This is a genomic window from Paraburkholderia fungorum, assembly GCF_046027215.1.
Taxonomy (GTDB): domain Bacteria; phylum Pseudomonadota; class Gammaproteobacteria; order Burkholderiales; family Burkholderiaceae; genus Paraburkholderia; species Paraburkholderia fungorum_D.
The window spans coordinates 875652-891657 of sequence record NZ_JAQQEN010000001.1; the positions used below are offsets into that span (position 1 = coordinate 875652).

Below are 16006 nucleotides of genomic sequence, written 5' to 3' on the forward strand. Positions count from 1 at the left end.
CTTCATTTGGAGATACAAGGCAGAATAGCTGCCGCGCTTGTAGGGATCAACGGGAAGCAGGCGCCGGTCATGGTCGAAGGCTGAAGCGAACTGCCAGCCGATTTCGAGACGGAGGAAGTGCACAAAATGATTCGTTTGCTAAGCAAACTGGTACGCGCGACGGAGCTGCCAGCCGCGCACCGCGGCATCGTTACGTTGAGGCAAGCATGAAGTCGCGGACAATCGCGGTTTCGGCGCTTGCCATGCTGCTGCTAAGCGCGTGCATCGCTGTCCCCGATGTCCCTCAGCCGGTTGCGCAGTCTCGCGCCGATCGGCTAGGTCTAGCCAGGCAGAGCGCGGCAATCGGTGAGCGGTGGTGGGAGTCGTTCGACGATCCTCAGCTCGGCCGATTGATTGACGAAGGAATGAACAGCAATCCAAACCTCGAGGCCGCCCTGGCAAGGGTGCGTGCGGCTGAGGCGACGGTCAGCGCCCAGCGGGCCGCCGAACTGCCCCAGGTGTCGGCGGATGGACAGGTTTTCGATCAGCGCTTTAGCGGCGTGTCCTTAATCCCACCGCCGTACGCCGGCACCACGCGATGGATACCGACCGTTCAGTCCAACCTCGATTGGAATCTCGATCTGTTTGGCCGGCAGCGGGCGATCGTGGCGATGGCCCGTTCAGATGCCGAAGCGGCGGGTTTGGACGCCGCCGAAGCCCGGTTAATCATTTCTACAAGTATCGCGCAGACCTATATTGGACTCGCGAGGGCGCAGCAATTGATTCGGGTAACGCATGGCTTTGTGAAAACACGCGAGGACGCCCTCGCATTGACACGAAGCAAGGCCAGATACTCGTTGGCCAGCGAATTCGACGAACGCACAGCCGAAACGCTGCTCGCAGAGGCGCAGCAGGCCGAGTTGAGAGCTGCCGAGCAACGGGATCTGTTGATCCATGCGCTTGCAGCGCTAGTCGGGCGCAGCGCCGACTTCTATCCGGCGATCACCGCACCCACTCTCGCACTCGATAAACGGCCTCGGGTCCCTGACATGCTGCCCGCCGACCTGCTCGGCCGAAGACCGGATCTTCTGGCCGGCCAGGCGCGCATCGATGCGGCGGTATCGGGCGAGAAGGTGGCGCGGACGGATTTCTTGGCGAATGTCGATCTTCGGGCGCTCGCAGGACTTGCGTCGATCGGTTTCGGGAATTTCTTTAGCGCAGGAGCCGCGACCTATAGCGGCGGAGTCGCCATCCATGTGCCGATTTTCGAGGGCGGCAGGCTGCGCGCGCAATATCGCCGCGCCAGCGCGGATCTCGACGTCGCGGTGGCGAACTACAACGACTCCGTTCTTCGAGCCGTGCACGAATCGGCCGATGCATTGACCCGCGTCCGCTCAAACGATGCCGACGTCGCTCAGCAGGACCGTATCGTGGCAGGCCTGCGCGACACCGTGCGTCTGGACGCCGTGCGCACATCGACGGGACTCGGGTCAAAACTGGACGCCATCGATAGCGGATTCCGCCTGCTTGAAGCAGAACAGGACCGGGTCAATTTGCAGGCAGAGGGGTTGACCCGGCGCGTACAACTGATCGCTGCGCTAGGCGGTGGATTTATCTCTAACCCAACGACTGCGACGACCTCCTCGTCGGGCAACTCACAATGACTGAAAAAACGCTGACGGTCGGCACGGCCCAACCCAATTTCGCATCTGACGTCAAACGGCCCAGTGACAGCGCCGCGCCCCGAACCCGGCGGCGGCTGTTCATCGCGCTCGGTATCTTTGCGGGTATTGCGGCGATCGCTTATCTCGCCACGCGCTGGTTTGCGCCGCCATCCGAGGATACCGACGACGCTTACGTCGGCGGCAATATCGTGGCGGTGACCGCGCGTGAAGCCGGTACGGTTCTCGCACTCCATGCCGATAACACACAGCGCGTGCTTCGCGGTCAGCCATTGATTGAACTCGACCCCGCCATGGCCAACGTGCAACTTGATGCGGCCGAGGCGGCGCTTGGGCGAGCGGTTCGCGCGGTGCGTGTCAATTCCGCCCAGGTCGACGAGACCGGCGCTGAAATCGCGCAGGCCGAAGCGGACCTGTCAAAGGCGCAGAACGATTACGCGAGGCGCAAGGCGGCAGCGGCAGCAGGCGCAATCTCGGGTGAAGACCTGAGCCATGCGGCCGACGCGGTGACAACGACCCGCGCGGCGCTCAATCTGGCGCGGGCGCGGCAAGCGCAGGCCACCAGCACGTTATCCGGGACGACGGTCGAAACGAATCCGCAAGTACTGGGCGCGATCGCCGAAGTACGAAGGGCGGCTATCGACGCCAGCTACATGCAGATCGTGGCGCCTTTGTCCGGTGTGGTCGCGCAACGCACCGTGCAACTCGGTCAAAAAGTCGCCGCCGGAACGCCACTGATGGCGGTGGTGCCGCTCGACAGCGTCTGGGTCGACGCCAATTTTCGCGAGACTCAGCTCGAGGATCTTCGTGTCGGGCAGCCCGCCACCATCACAACCGATGTGTATGGCGGGAAGGTTGTGTTTCATGGCCATGTTGCAGGCCTCGGCGCTGGCAGCGGCAATGCATTCTCTTTGCTGCCTCCGCAGAATGCGACTGGCAACTGGATCAAGATCGTTCAACGGGTGCCGGTGAGAATCGCACTTGATCCCGCCGAACTGGAAAAGAAGCCGCTGAGAGTGGGTTTGTCGGTCGACGTAGAGGTCGAGACCGCGGATCGCTCAGGACCGTTTGTGGCTAACAGTGCGCCGCCGGCGGGAGGCGAAGTGGCAAGTCTCGACGGCGGCCCGAAGGTGGAAGACCGCATCCGCGAAATCATCGTGCAGAACGCGGGGCGCAAACCATGAGTGCCGGCACCAGCACCGGCGGGCAACTTGCACCGCTCGCGGGCATGGCATTGGGCCTGACGTCCGTTGCGCTTGCGCTCGGCAGTTTCATGCAGGTTCTCGACTCGACCATCGCCAATGTGTCGCTTCCGACTATCGCCGGGAATCTTGGCGTGAGTACCGATAGCGGTACCTGGGTGATTACATCGTTCGCCGTCGCCAATGGCGTCACGGTGCCGCTGACCGGTTGGTTGATGGGTCGCTTTGGCGTGGTCCGCACCTTCACCGCGGCGGTACTCGCGTTCAGTATCGCGTCGCTCCTTTGCGGTATTGCCTGGAGTTTGCCGTCGCTGATTGCGTTCCGCATTTTGCAGGGCGCGGTGTCGGGTCCGATGGTTCCAGGCAGCCAGGCGCTGCTGCTTGCAATCTTTCCTCCGCAGAAGCGATCAACGGCCCTTGGCATCTGGTCGATGACAGCGATGTCCGCTCCTGTTCTCGGCCCCGTGGTAGGCGGATACATCTCTGACAATTTTCACTGGGGATGGATCTTTTTGATCAACCTGCCCGTGGGATTGATGTCAGGCCTCGTGTCATGGAAATTCCTCGCGAAGCGTGACACACCCACGCGCAAGCTACCCATCGATAAAGTGGGGCTGGGACTGCTCGCGTTCTGGGTGTTCAGCCTGCAAACACTCTTCGATCTGGGCAAAGACCGTGACTGGTTCAACAACACGCTGATTGTTGTGCTGGCGACATGTGCAGCCTTGGGCTTTGCGGCCTGGGTAATCTGGGAGCTCACTGAAAGCAAGCCTGCAGTGGACTTGACGTTGTTCAAGCGGCGCAATTTCTGCTTTGGTGTTCTGGCAACTTGCCTCGGATACGCGTTGATGTTTTCCAACAATGTCCTGCTGCCGCTCTGGCTGCAGGAGCAGATGGGATATACCGCAACGTGGGCAGGGTGCGTTGCGGCTCCGAGCGGCCTGGTAGCGGTGTTGATGACGACGCCGGTCGGGCGGCTCAAGGTGGATCCGCGCTGGATGGCGACCGGCTCCTTTGTCGCGTACTCGGCTGGCTTCTTCCTGCGTTCGCACTACACGCCGGATGCCACTTTCTGGACGCTCACCATGCCCCTGTTCCTGCAAGGCTTTGCCCTGAGTATGTTCTTCGTGCCGCTTCTGCATATCATGCTCGACGGCATACCGTCTCAGCGCGTCCCGTCTGCGACCGGGATTTCGAACTTTGCCCGCATCACGTCGGGGGGCTTTGCCGCATCGCTTATTACGACGTTTTGGGATCGGCGCGAGGCCTTGCACCAGAGCAGACTGGTGGAATCAAGCACCAGTTTCTCGCCTGTGTATCGTCAGGCAACCGAGCAACTTCAGGCCCAAGGCATGAATCCCCTGCAGGCGGCCGGAAGCATTATGCGAGAGACCATCAATCAGGCTTACCTGTTGTCGTCGCTTGACATCTTCTACGCCAGCGGCTGGCTGGCGATGGCGATGGTGTTAGTGGTCTGGATCACCCGCAAGCCTGCGCCGGCGGAACACGTCGCGGCAGCTGACTAGCCGGGTGGCGATGGACGTACGGGTCAATCAGTGCCTTCCCGATCGCCGCGGCTCGTCTCGACCACGCGCTCCATGGAGTCATGGAGTTTCGTAAGAAGACGGATCAATTGCTCTGCCTCCTGTTTCTTGAAGTCGGCAAGAATCTCGTTCCAGCTGGCGACCATGACCGGTACCCTTTCGGCATGCTTGGCCTCGCCGGATTTCGTGAGCAGCAGACGGACGACTCGTCGGTCGGCAGAACTCAGGTCACGCTCTACGTAGCCGATCTCTTCGAGACTATCGATCAGTCGAGTCGTGGCGCCCGTCGCGATGCCAATCGACCGGGCCAACTCTCCTGCGGTCGTGGCGATACCGTCACGGATCAGCTTTAAAGCGGTCCACTGGACGACAGTCAACTGTTCGTCATCGAAGAGCGAATCAACGCGTGTGACCAGCAATTTGTGAATCCGGCGCAAAAGCCGCCCGGGAGAGCGTTCGCCGGTTAGATCTTCGGTTGTCAGTATCGCCATATCAGGATCTCGAATTATCTGCTGATGAAGATACTTTATCAGAAGACATCGCATTTTAAGTTGTCTTCATCTGAAGTTAACGCGACCTCGAAATACGTCTGGTTTGAATCCATTTCCGCTTCCGTTGCGTAAATCCCCTCAGGGACACGCAACACCGGCCACACCCCATCATCCACCGCGTGTCCGCCAGACCTGGAGACGCGCCCATGATCCATTCCGCACTGGCATCCCCACTACCGCGCGGCTCGCGGGTCGCGGTTATCGGCGCCGGGATCTCGGGTTTGGCCAGCGCCTATCTGCTGGCGCGTCACCACCAGGTCGCCCTGTTTGAATCGGCCGGCTACGCGGGCGGTCACACCCATACCGTGGACGTCACGCTCGACGGCCACACGCATCCGGTCGACACGGGTTTCCTGGTCTTCAACGACCGCACCTATCCGAATCTGATCGCGCTGTTCGCGGAACTGGGCGTCGAATCACACCCGAGCGACATGACGTTCTCGGTCTCGTACGACGAAGGCCGCCTCGAATGGGCCGGCACCAGTCTGAACACCGTGTTCGCGCAGCGCCGCAACCTGTTTTCGCCGACCTTCATCGGCATGCTGAAGGACATCATGCGCTTTAACGGCAGCGCGCAGCGCAATCTCGAGATCGCCACGCAAACGCGCGCCTCGATGGGCGAGCTGCTGACAGCAGGCGGCTACGGCGGCGCGTTCCAGCGTCATTACCTGTTGCCGATGGCCGCGGCGATCTGGTCGAGCGCGACGGCGGATATCCTCAGCTTCCCGGCCACCACGTTCCTACGCTTTTGTCTGAACCACGCGCTGCTGCAGGTGAATCGCCGGCCGCAGTGGAAAACGGTGGTCGGAGGCGGGCGCGAATACGTGCGGCGTATCGTCGGCACACTCGACGACGTTCGCATCGGCACCGCCGTGCGCGGCGTGCGGCGCGATGCCGACGGCGTGGACGTTTTCACCGACTACGGCACCGAGCGTTTCGATGCACTCGTGCTCGCCACCCACGCACCGACCACGCTGCGACTGCTCGAGGACGCCGACCAGCACGAACGCGGCGTACTGAGCGCGGTGCGCTATCAGCCGAACGTCGCCGTGCTGCATACGGACACGAATCTGCTGCCGCGTCGTCGGCGCGTGTGGTCGGCGTGGAATTATCTCGGCAGCCACCGGCTCGACGGCACGCATCCGGTGTGCGTCAGCTATCTGGTGAACCAGCTTCAGCCGCTGCCATTCGACATGCCGCTCATCGTCACGCTCAATCCCGTGACGCAGCCCGCGGAAGGCACCGAGTTGCGCCGTTTCGTCTACGACCATCCGTTGTTCGATCTGGCCGCGATCGATGCGCAGCAGCGTCTGCCAGCACTGCAAGGCAAACGCCGCACGTGGTTCGCGGGCGCGTGGACGGGCTACGGTTTCCACGAAGACGGTCTGAAATCGGCGCTGCGCATTGCAGCCGATTTCGACGCCGCGCCGGCATGGGCCACGCTATGAATCCCGCTCGCGCCGAGGTCGATCCGGCCGCCTGGCTTTTGACGGGACGCGTGATGCACGAGCGTCTGCGGCCAAAGCATCATCGCTTCACGTATCCGGTGTTCTACGTGCGCTGCGATCTGGCGCGGCTGGCCTCGCTCGACAGCTGGTGGTTCGGCATTGACCGCTGGCGACCGCTTGCACTGCATGCGCGCGACCACGGTCCGCGCGACGGCAGCGATCTCGACACATGGATGCGCGCGCAACTATCCGCCGCCGGCATCCCGGCAGACGGCAGGATCTGGCTGCAAGCGTTCCCGCGTGTGTTCGGCTATGCGTTCAACCCCGTCAGCTTCTGGTTCTGTCACGACAGCGAAGGCCATTTGCGCGCGCTGTTGGCTGAGGTGCGCAACACCTTCGGCGATCGCCACAGCTATCTGCTAAGCGCTGCAAACAACGCGCCGATTACCACGAACACGCCACTCACGTGTCGCAAAGTGCTGCACGTGTCGCCGTTTTGTCGCGTCGAGGGCAGCTACGCGTTTCGTGTCAGAGAAGCACCAGGTCGCGCGTCGGTATCGATCGATTACACGGACGCGGATGGTCTCCTGATTCGCACGGCGCTCGGCGGCCGATTAAAGCCATTAACGCGTGCCACAGCATTTGCGGCACTGATCCGTCAGCCGCTGCTCACGGTCGGCGTCGTCGCGCGAATTCATTGGCAGGCGCTGCGTCTTGTCCTCAGGAAAGTGCCGTTCTACGGCAAAACTCCCGCGCGGGGCCGCACGGCCGACGTATCCATCGACCACGCCGCCGCGCACCCGATTTCGTCCGACTGAGGAGATCCAGCCATGGCGCTTTCAAGAACCCTGAGCGGGCATCGAACCGCCCCCGCGTCGGGCCGTCTGTTTCTGTCCTTGCTCGAACGGATTCAGGTGGGGCATCTGGTGTTGATCACGCCCGATGGCCAGCAGCGCGTATTCGGCGATTCACATGCGGCGCCCGGCGCGCGCCTGGAATTGCGCGACTGGCGTGCCTGTGGCGCGATCCTGCGCAAGGGCGACATCGGTTTCGCTGACGCATGGCGTTCTTTCTGGGTCGATACACCCGATCTGGCCGCTCTGCTGCGCGTGGCGATCCGCAACGAACGGGCGCTGCAACGCACCGTCTACGGCGGCTGGCTCGCGCAACTCTGGTATGGGTTGCGTCATCGTTTGAGGCCGAATACGCGCACCGGCAGCCGACGCAATATTCACGCGCACTACGACATCGGCAACGCGTTTTACGCGCAATGGCTGGACCCGAGTCTGACCTATTCGAGCGCGGTGTTCGACGGCAATCTCTATCAATCGCTCGAAGACGCACAGTACGCGAAGTATCAGCGCATCATCGATACGCTTGGTTTGCGCGCGGGCATGCGGATTCTGGAAATCGGCTGCGGGTGGGGCGGTTTTGCGATCCACGCGGCCCGTCAGGGCATTCACGTGCACGGCGTGACGATCTCGCCGGCGCAGCTCGAATTCGCCCAGGCGCGCGTGTGCGCAGCAGATCTGGACGACAGGGTGCAGCTGGAACTGCGCGACTACCGCACGCTGACCGGGCGCTACGATGGCATCGTGTCGATCGAAATGTTCGAAGCTGTCGGCGAAAAATTCTGGCCGGCTTACTTCCGTATTTTGCGCGAGCGTTTGATGCCGGGCGCACGCGCGCTGGTGCAAACCATCACGATCGACGATTCGTACTTCGCCGCCTATCGCGCCACCAGCGATTTCATCCGCGAATTCATTTTCCCGGGCGGCATGCTGCCGAGTCCGCAACGGTTCATTGAAGCCGCGCGGCGTGGCAAGCTGACGGCGCGCACCTCGTTGACATTCGGCCGCGATTACGCGGAGACGCTGCGCCGTTGGCGCAGTGCGTTCGAAGCGCAACTCGAGGCGATCCGCATGCAGGGCTTCGACGAGATTTTCGTGCGGACATGGCGTCTTTATCTGGCCTATTGCGAAGCCGGCTTCGACGAAGGACGCACGGACGTGATGCAATTCGTGCTCGCATCGGTGGACTGAGATGCGCGCGCTCGCGGCGGTCCTGTTGCTGTTGTGGGCGAGCGCCGCCTGCGCCGATTGGCGCGGCGACATGCAGTCCGCCAGGCTCGTCGGCGAAGGCGATTACAGCGTGTTCGGCGTCAGGCTGTATCGCGCGCAGATGTGGAGCGAGCGGGTGCCCGTCGATTACGACGAGCGCTTTGCGCTCCACCTCACCTACGCGCGCGGCATCAAGCGCGAGCGCCTGGCCGACACGGGAATCAGTGAGATGAAACGTCTGGCCGGCGCGCCGATTCCGCCCGATACGCTGGAGCGTTGGCGCGCAGATATGCTGCAGGCGTTTGTGGATGTCGCGCCTGGCGACCAGTTGAGCGCGGTTTATCTGCCGGGCAAGGGCGTACGCTTTTATGCCGGCGACCGCATGACCGGCGAATTCGACGACCTGGAATTCGCGCGCGCATTTTTTGGCATCTGGCTCGACCCGTCGACACGCACGCCGACCTTGCGCAAGCAACTGCTCGGCACGGCGCAATAACATGCGCTGCGTCAGGCTCGTGCACGCATCAATCGTTGTGGCCGCATGTGCTCTGTTTTGGGCAGTCGGTGTCCACGACAGGCGCTGATGCAGCAGCACAAGGCACGGCCCTGGTTTTCGCGTGCATCCGCCGCATCTGATAAACATTGCCCGCTGCGTCCGAAGATACCGGCGACGGTTGCGCATCACCATCACGCGCTAGTCGCACCACCCGTGTGGCTCGTCAGTCCGGCTCGGCGTTTTCAATCTACTTCACCCCGCGTGAAACGGCGGCCAGGGCGACATGCCGGCTATTTGCAGCAATAGAACGAGATTGAGCGCCAGCACGACAACCGTGCCGATTACCGCGGCAATCGTGGTCGCGCGACGGTTCCGGTAGCGGCCCATCAGATCACCGCGCGAGGTGAACCAGACGAGCGCGATCATCGGCACCGGCAGCGCGATGCTCAGCACGACCTGGCTCAGCACCAGCGCGCGCGTGGCATCGACGCCCCACGCGACCACCACGAAGGCCGGCACCATCGTGATGAGCCGCCGCGCCCACACGGGAATATGAAAGCCGACAAAGCCCTGCATGATCATCTGCCCGGCCATCGTGCCGACTACCGAACTCGATACGCCCGAGGCAATCAGCGCCGCAAGAAAGAGACCCGCCGCGGCGCCGCCGAGCAGCGGCGTCAGCGTGCGCCACGCGGTTTCGATGCTGGCGATCTCGGCGTGGCCCGCATGAAAAGCGCTCGACGCCATGATTACCATCGCCATGTTGATGAGCCCGGCGATGCCGAGCGCGACCACCACCTCGATATTCGAGAAGCGCAGCAGCTTGGCGCGCTCGCCTTCGTTACGTGCTTTCACGCGATTCTGCGTGAGGCCCGAATGCAGGAACAGGACGTGCGGCATCACGGTTGCGCCGATAATGCCGACCGAAATCGTCAGCGCATTGCTGTCGGGCATGCTGGGTGTGAACGTATGGGCGACCACCGAGGGCCAATGCACTGGTGCAATCAGCAACTCGGCGAGATACGACAGCCCGATCACGCCGATCAGCGCCGCGATCACCAGCTCGAGCGGACGGAAGCCGCGCTTCTCGAACTGCAGCAAGCCGTAGGTAACGGCCGCGGTGATCAGCATGCTCGGCATTATCGGCAGATGCGTGAGCAACGATACGCCAATGGCGCCGCCGACGAACTCCGCCAGATCAGTCGCCATGGCCGCGATTTCACTGATGCCCCACATCGCGAGCACGCAGCGGCGCGGCAGCGCGCAGCGGCACAATTCAGCAAGGTTCTGGCCGGTCACGAGTCCAAGCTTGGCCGACAGGGATTGAAACAGCATCGCCACGAGGTTCGCGACCGCTACCACCCACAGCAGCGCATAGCCATAGCCGGCGCCCGCCTGGATGTTGGTGGCGAAGTTGCCCGGGTCCATGTACGCGATCGACGCCACCACCGCCGGCCCGACGAACGGCAGCATCGCGCGTAAGCCGCGCCGCCGGCCGGCCAGCGTTTCGCGGATATCGAAACAGGTCTGCTCGGTGAGCGTTTGTGGCACGACCGGCTGACTCAGCGCTTCGTTCATGACTGCTCCTGTGCGTCGTCAAGCGGTCAAAGCAATATCGATGAAGTCCGGCCAACGGGTGAGCGCGATCGTCATCGCGGCGACCCGTTGCCGGTGCAGCTGGCACAGCAGGTCGCATGCCTCACGCACTCATGTTGAGTGTGCCGTTCACGCCGTTCGGGAAAAAGCCACCTTTGGTCGCCATGGTACTCGTCAGATAGACGATGTTGAGTACGTTGCCATAGCCGCGGCTGAAGGCGAGGCCGTTGCTGTCGAGTGGCACGATGTTCGAGGTGCCGGCGGTCGCGCCGGTGATGCCCTGATCGTCGTGGCCGTTCTGGTCGAGGCTGTTGCGCGCGGCGGAGATCGCGTTGGCCGCGGTGACGAGACTCGTGGTGTCGACGCCTTTTGAGTACAGCACCGTGCGCACGAGGCCCGCGTGATACGCCTCGGCCGCGAGAATGCCGGCGGCCGCTTCCAGGAAAGTCTTGTTGGTGATGAGCGGGGACGCGCCCTTGTAAGCCGTCACGCCGACGTCTTCGAAGATAAACGCGCCGAGCAGGAAGTTGTTGTCGTTCGCATACGGATTGAATGCCACGCCCGCGCCGACCAGACCCGCCGCGCGCGCCGCATTCGAGAACGCGCCGTTCGGGTTGGTGCCGCCGATATCGATCGCGGGCATTGCCACCGCAGACGCTCCCAATGCGCCGCGCAGGAAGGTGACGTGCTCACGTTCGTCGTTGGCGATCTCGTTCGCGTAGGCCTGGACCACCGGGTCCTGGAACGGCACTTGCTGCCCGGGAATCACTGCGCCCATCGTGCCGACGCCGGTGGTCATGCTGGCCGCGAGACCCGCGCCGGTCGTCGCGTACGTATAGAACTGCGATTCCAGATACTCCAGATTCAGTGCGAAATTCAGGATCTCCGCATCCGTCGGCGCGGTGGGGCTCGCCGACGCGCTGGATCCGGAGCCGCCGCCGCATGCGCTGATCAGCGTGCCACCGACCAGGCCTAGCCCCAGGCCGCCGGCGTTACGAAAAAACTGCCTGCGTTGCAGACGGCGTTCGACGCGGCGATCGAATACGTCAATAAGCTCTGCTGATTTATTGCTGGACTCCGACATGGCGATGCTCCTCAGATGGTTCGCTGCCCATGCCGCGGACTCACGATGCCCGCGTGTGGAAAACGGCTCCTCATGCAACGCAGTGACGTAAATCGCGGACGCAAAGAGGCCCCGTTCTTCTGAGAAGAACTAAATAATCTACGGAGAAGAAGCGAGTCCTCAACGGTCTTTACGGAGCGAATGCGTGGCTAGATGCAAACCTCGCAAAAGATTTCCTTGTGCATCCGCAACATGGGATCGAATGATCCTGATCACCGGTTCGCATAGGCAAGAATGCATCGTGAAGAACGCATCGGGCGAGCAAGTTTGACCCGTCTCGCGCAGGCCCTTTGGCGATCCTCTGTACAATTGCCCGATTGATCGCCCGCGTGAGCTGCCTGACGGCTCACCAAGTGGCATGACGGCAGCGCCGGTTCCGCACATCTGGCGCGAGCGCGTACCACTGAGTCGCATGCGCGGCGTACTCTAAACATCGACTCACATCCACCGAATTTCATGGCCATTTCCTACAAGAGTCCCGACGACATCGCCAGGTTGCGCATTTCCGGCCGCCTCGCCGCCGATGTGCTTGCGATGATCGGCGAGCACGTCAAGGCCGGTGTCTCTACCGAGCAACTCGACGCACTGTGCAACGACTACATTGTCAATACGCAAAAGTCGGTGCCGGCAAATGTCGGCTATCTGGGATTTCCGAAGACAGTCTGTACCTCGGTCAACCAGGTGGTGTGCCACGGCATTCCGAATCGCAGCGAGATCCTGAAAGACGGCGACATCATCAATATCGACGTCGCGATCATCAAGGACGGCTACTTCGGCGACACCAGCCGCATGTATTGCGTCGGCCAGCCGAGCACGGTGGCGCGCCAGCTGATCGACACGACGTACGAAGCGATGCTGGCCGGTATCCGGGAGGTGAAGCCGGGCGCGACGCTCGGCGACGTCGGCTACGCGATCCAGAAGGTCGCGCAGCGCGACGGCTTCTCGATCGTGCGCGACTACTGCGGGCACGGCATCGGCAAGGTCTATCATGAGGACCCGCAAGTGCTGCATTATGGCCAGCCGGGACAGGGCGTGCGTCTGAAGCCCGGCATGGTCTTCACGATCGAGCCGATGATCAACGCGGGCCGCGCCGGCACCGCGGTGCTGCGCGACGGCTGGACGGTGGTCACCAAAGACCGGTCGCTGTCGGCGCAATGGGAGCACATGATCGCCGTGACCGAAGACGGCTACGAGCTGCTGACGCCGTGGCCGGACGGCACCGGCGACTACGAAGCGCCCTGAGCATGGGTTTCAGCAGGGCGACGAACGCACCTCGGCAACCGGCAGGCGAGGTGGCGGGTGTGGCCGCGCGTGCGGATGCTGCGTGGAATGTGCGCGGGGCCCTTGTGCTGTGATCGATGCTTTGGTTCAATCCTGCAAATAAGGATTTGACTCGCGCGCCGGTTCGGTTAAAGCTACGCCTTAGGGTTTCAAGGGGTTTTCGTCTGCATGAGTCCGTCATTGACCGTTCGCCGCATCGCCGCTGATCAGGGCGCCGTTTTTCGCGAACTCCGTACTGCGTCGCTGCGAGAGGCGCCCTATGCCTTCGGCGAAACGCTCGAGGACGCCTTGTCGGTAGATGCCGCCAGTTTCGACGCCACCGCGGCGGCCCACGCCGCATCCGTTTCCACCACCAGCTTCATCCTCTACACCGAGGGCCATCCCGCCGGACTGATCGAAGCACATTTCGACGACACCGCGGCGCGCCGTGCGTTCGTCTGCGAGTTGTGGGTGGCGCCGGCCGTGCGTCATCTGCGCGGCGGCGAGTTGCTGGTGGACACCGCCAGTGCCTGGCTCGCCGGCGAAGGCGCCATGGAAATTTACGCCTGGGTCGCCGACGCCAACCGCAACGCGATGCGCTTTTATGAAGCGCTCGGCTTCGGTCCGACCGGCGAGCATCGCCGTATCACGCGTGCGCCCGACCAGGCGGAAAGCCTGCTGGTGCGCCACGTGCCGACCACCGAGCAGGTGTTTCAGCAGTGATCCCGCGAGCGGTGCAGCAGCCTGCCGCTCAAGTCCCTTCCGCGTCTGTGCAGCGTCCGTGGCCGAATAATCGGCCCAAGCGGTCGCGGCGGCTCGCTCTATTGGCAAAAAAGCTCGCCGCCCGCGTGGACGCCTGTAAAATACGCAAAATTTTTTGCCGAACGCTATGTCGCCCAAGAAATCGCCCTTTTTCGAACTCCGCAGCGGCTCTGTCGACACGCTCCTGTTCGTGGTCAAGACAACCGACCTCGACGCGATGCGTACCGAACTGACCCGGCGCTTCGAGGCGACCCCCGAATTTTTCGCTAACGACGTCGTCGCGATCGATGTGCGCCGCCTCGCCGACAACGAACGCGTGCCGCTCGCCGACATCGCGCAACTGCTCGACAGCGTGCGCATGCGCCCGGTCGGCGTGGTCGCCAATGCGCAGCAGGCGTGGGCGGCGGAATCCGCGCTGCCGTTGCTCGAAGCGCGCGACCGTCGCGGCGCCACGGCTAAATCCGCAGACGAAGACAGCGCCAATGCGTCCGCTGCGGCGCCGATTGCCACCGCTGCCACCGCCACGCCGCCCGCCGATCTGTTCGAAGCCGCCGCCGTCGCGCCGGCGGAAAGCGGCACGGCGGCTGTCGAGCCCACGCCCGCTGCGGAGCCCGTGCGGCTCGCTACCTCATCGCAGACCATGGTGGTCGACAAGCCGCTGCGCTCGGGCCAGCGTATCTACGCGAAGGGCGACCTGGTCGTGCTCGGTCTGGTGAGCTACGGTGCGGAAGTGATCGCCGAAGGCAACATCCATATATACGCGCCGCTGCGCGGCCGGGCACTGGCCGGCGTGCAGGGTAATCACGACGCGCGCATTTTCTGCACGTGTCTCGAGCCGGAACTGATCTCCATCGCGGGCATCTATCGAACGACGGAGACTCCGCTGCCGGCCGACGTGCTTGGCAAGCCGGTGCAGATCTGGCTCGAAGAAGAAAAACTGATGATCGAACCGCTGCGGCTCACCTGATCGGCGTGAAGCGCGCGTCGCCCTGAACGTACAGGATACGCGGCGCCCCACGGCAAATATGGCCGCACATAATTGACGAATTTGACGAACACAAGGTAAGGGTAATGGCAAAAATCATTGTGGTGACTTCGGGCAAGGGTGGCGTGGGCAAGACGACCACGAGCGCGAGTTTTGCATCGGCCCTCGCGTTGCGCGGCAGCAAAACCGCCGTGATCGACTTCGACGTCGGCCTGCGTAACCTCGACCTCATCATGGGCTGCGAGCGCCGTGTGGTGTACGACCTGATCAACGTGATCCAGGGCGAAGCCAATCTGAACCAGGCGCTGATCAAGGACAAGAAGTGCGAGAACCTCTTTATCCTCCCGGCTTCGCAAACGCGTGACAAAGACGCGCTGACCATGGAAGGCGTCGAGAAGGTCATCAACGACCTGATCGCGATGGACTTCGAATTCATCGTCTGCGATTCGCCTGCGGGTATCGAGTCGGGCGCGCTGCTGGCCATGCACTTCGCCGACGAAGCGCTGATCGTCACGAATCCGGAAGTGTCGTCGGTGCGCGATTCGGACCGCATCCTCGGCATCCTGTCGTCGAAAACCAAGCGTGCGATCGAAAGCAAGGAGCCGATCAAGGAACACCTGCTGATCACGCGCTACAACCCGAAGCGTGTTAGCGAAGGCGAAATGCTGTCGTTGACCGACATCCAGGAAATTCTGCGCATCGATCTGATCGGCGTGATTCCGGAATCGGAAGCGGTGCTGCACGCGTCGAACCAGGGCTTGCCGGCGGTGCATCTGGACGGCACCGATGTCGCCGAAGCCTACAAGGACGTGGTGTCGCGTTTCCTCGGCGAGCAGAAGTCGCTTCGCTTTACCGATTACCAGAAGCCGGGCCTGTTGCAGCGCCTCTTCGGCACCAAGTAAGGGGAGCGCACGTAATGTCGATTCTTTCGTTTTTGCTGGGCGAGAAGAAGAAGTCCGCGTCGGTAGCGAAGGAACGTTTGCAGTTGATCATCGCGCACGAGCGCGCCGGGGGCCATGCGCCCGCCGATTACCTGCCTGCGTTGCAACGCGAACTGGTAGCCGTGATTTCGAAGTACGTGAAGATCTCCAATGAAGATATTCGCGTGAGCCTCGAACGCCAGGACGACCTCGAAGTGCTCGAGGTCAAGATCGAAATACCGCAGGCCTGACTGACCGACTGTCCAGGGCGTGTTGTGTTGCGGGTTCCACCGCATCTGCTGCGCGCTTCGCTACGTTTCGCCCTTGAGGCGTGACGCAGTGGAGTGCGCCAGCGTTCTTCCTGGTGTTCAAATCGCTGCGCGGATGCGGGTTCTGCG

Annotated in this window: 16 protein-coding genes; 13 read left to right on the forward strand and 3 right to left on the reverse strand. The window is 62.6% G+C overall.

The window, feature by feature from the left end; translation table 11 throughout:
* The first annotated feature begins 206 nt into the window (after positions 1–206).
* Genes PQR27_RS03920 through PQR27_RS03930 form a run of 3 tightly spaced genes read left to right on the forward strand, consistent with a single transcriptional unit; the run spans position 207 to position 4389 of the window.
* Complete coding sequence (locus PQR27_RS03920; RefSeq protein ID WP_408522404.1) at positions 207–1643, forward strand: efflux transporter outer membrane subunit; 1437 nt, start codon at positions 207–209, stop codon at positions 1641–1643.
* Positions 1640–2845: an HlyD family secretion protein gene (locus tag PQR27_RS03925; protein ID WP_408522405.1), complete on the forward strand. Its 1206-nt coding sequence runs from the start codon at positions 1640–1642 to the stop codon at positions 2843–2845. Before PQR27_RS03920 ends, PQR27_RS03925 begins: the two co-directional genes overlap by 4 nt.
* On the forward strand, positions 2842–4389 hold the full coding sequence (locus tag PQR27_RS03930) for a DHA2 family efflux MFS transporter permease subunit (protein WP_408522406.1): 1548 nt from the start codon (positions 2842–2844) through the stop codon (positions 4387–4389). The genes PQR27_RS03925 and PQR27_RS03930 overlap by 4 nt, the downstream gene beginning before the upstream one ends.
* A 23-nt stretch (positions 4390–4412) precedes the next feature.
* On the opposite strand, the gene PQR27_RS03935 is transcribed toward PQR27_RS03930, so the two are convergent.
* On the reverse strand, positions 4413–4898 hold the full coding sequence (locus PQR27_RS03935) for a MarR family winged helix-turn-helix transcriptional regulator (protein ID WP_408522408.1): 486 nt from the start codon (positions 4896–4898) through the stop codon (positions 4413–4415).
* A gap of 206 nt (positions 4899–5104) precedes the next feature.
* On the opposite strand from PQR27_RS03935, the gene PQR27_RS03940 reads away from it, so the two are divergent.
* From PQR27_RS03940 to PQR27_RS03955, 4 genes are read left to right on the forward strand one after another with little or no spacing between them, the layout of a single operon-like run.
* Positions 5105–6406, forward strand: coding sequence for an NAD(P)/FAD-dependent oxidoreductase (locus PQR27_RS03940; RefSeq protein ID WP_408522410.1), 1302 nt, complete (start codon positions 5105–5107; stop codon positions 6404–6406).
* Positions 6403–7224, forward strand: a complete 822-nt coding sequence (locus PQR27_RS03945) for a DUF1365 domain-containing protein (RefSeq protein ID WP_408522411.1) — start codon at positions 6403–6405, stop codon at positions 7222–7224. Before PQR27_RS03940 ends, PQR27_RS03945 begins: the two co-directional genes overlap by 4 nt.
* 12 nt (positions 7225–7236) lie before the next feature.
* Entirely contained in the window at positions 7237–8448 is a 1212-nt protein-coding gene (locus tag PQR27_RS03950; RefSeq protein WP_408522412.1) for a class I SAM-dependent methyltransferase, read from the forward strand.
* Between the two features lies 1 nt (position 8449).
* Positions 8450–8962, forward strand: coding sequence for a chalcone isomerase family protein (locus tag PQR27_RS03955; RefSeq protein WP_408522414.1), 513 nt, complete (start codon positions 8450–8452; stop codon positions 8960–8962).
* 252 nt (positions 8963–9214) lie between these two features.
* Here the strand turns inward: PQR27_RS03955 and PQR27_RS03960 are convergent, their stop codons facing one another.
* Together PQR27_RS03960 and PQR27_RS03965 are read right to left on the reverse strand one after the other, a co-directional pair.
* Positions 9215–10540, reverse strand: a complete 1326-nt coding sequence (locus PQR27_RS03960) for an Nramp family divalent metal transporter (RefSeq protein ID WP_408522415.1) — start codon at positions 10538–10540, stop codon at positions 9215–9217.
* Between the two features lie 121 nt (positions 10541–10661).
* Positions 10662–11642 (reverse strand): ferritin-like domain-containing protein, encoded by a 981-nt coding sequence (locus PQR27_RS03965; protein ID WP_408522416.1) that lies wholly within the window; start codon positions 11640–11642, stop codon positions 10662–10664.
* Positions 11643–11826: 184 nt separating this feature from the next.
* Between PQR27_RS03965 and PQR27_RS03970 the strand changes: the two genes are divergently transcribed.
* The 6 genes from PQR27_RS03970 (at position 11827) to minE (ending at position 15859) form a co-directional block, all read left to right on the forward strand.
* Positions 11827–11952 (forward strand): hypothetical protein, encoded by a 126-nt coding sequence (locus PQR27_RS03970; protein WP_408522417.1) that lies wholly within the window; start codon positions 11827–11829, stop codon positions 11950–11952.
* 185 nt (positions 11953–12137) lie between these two features.
* Positions 12138–12923 (forward strand): type I methionyl aminopeptidase, encoded by a 786-nt coding sequence (map, locus tag PQR27_RS03975; RefSeq protein WP_408522418.1) that lies wholly within the window; start codon positions 12138–12140, stop codon positions 12921–12923.
* Positions 12924–13130: 207 nt separating this feature from the next.
* On the forward strand, positions 13131–13664 hold the full coding sequence (locus tag PQR27_RS03980) for a GNAT family N-acetyltransferase (RefSeq protein ID WP_408522419.1): 534 nt from the start codon (positions 13131–13133) through the stop codon (positions 13662–13664).
* Positions 13665–13830: 166 nt separating this feature from the next.
* On the forward strand, positions 13831–14670 hold the full coding sequence (gene minC, locus PQR27_RS03985; protein ID WP_408522420.1) for a septum site-determining protein MinC: 840 nt from the start codon (positions 13831–13833) through the stop codon (positions 14668–14670).
* Between the two features lie 104 nt (positions 14671–14774).
* Positions 14775–15590: a septum site-determining protein MinD gene (gene minD, locus PQR27_RS03990; protein WP_063495093.1), complete on the forward strand. Its 816-nt coding sequence runs from the start codon at positions 14775–14777 to the stop codon at positions 15588–15590.
* A gap of 14 nt (positions 15591–15604) precedes the next feature.
* Positions 15605–15859, forward strand: coding sequence for a cell division topological specificity factor MinE (minE, locus tag PQR27_RS03995; RefSeq protein WP_408522421.1), 255 nt, complete (start codon positions 15605–15607; stop codon positions 15857–15859).
* The last annotated feature ends 147 nt before the right edge of the window (positions 15860–16006 follow it).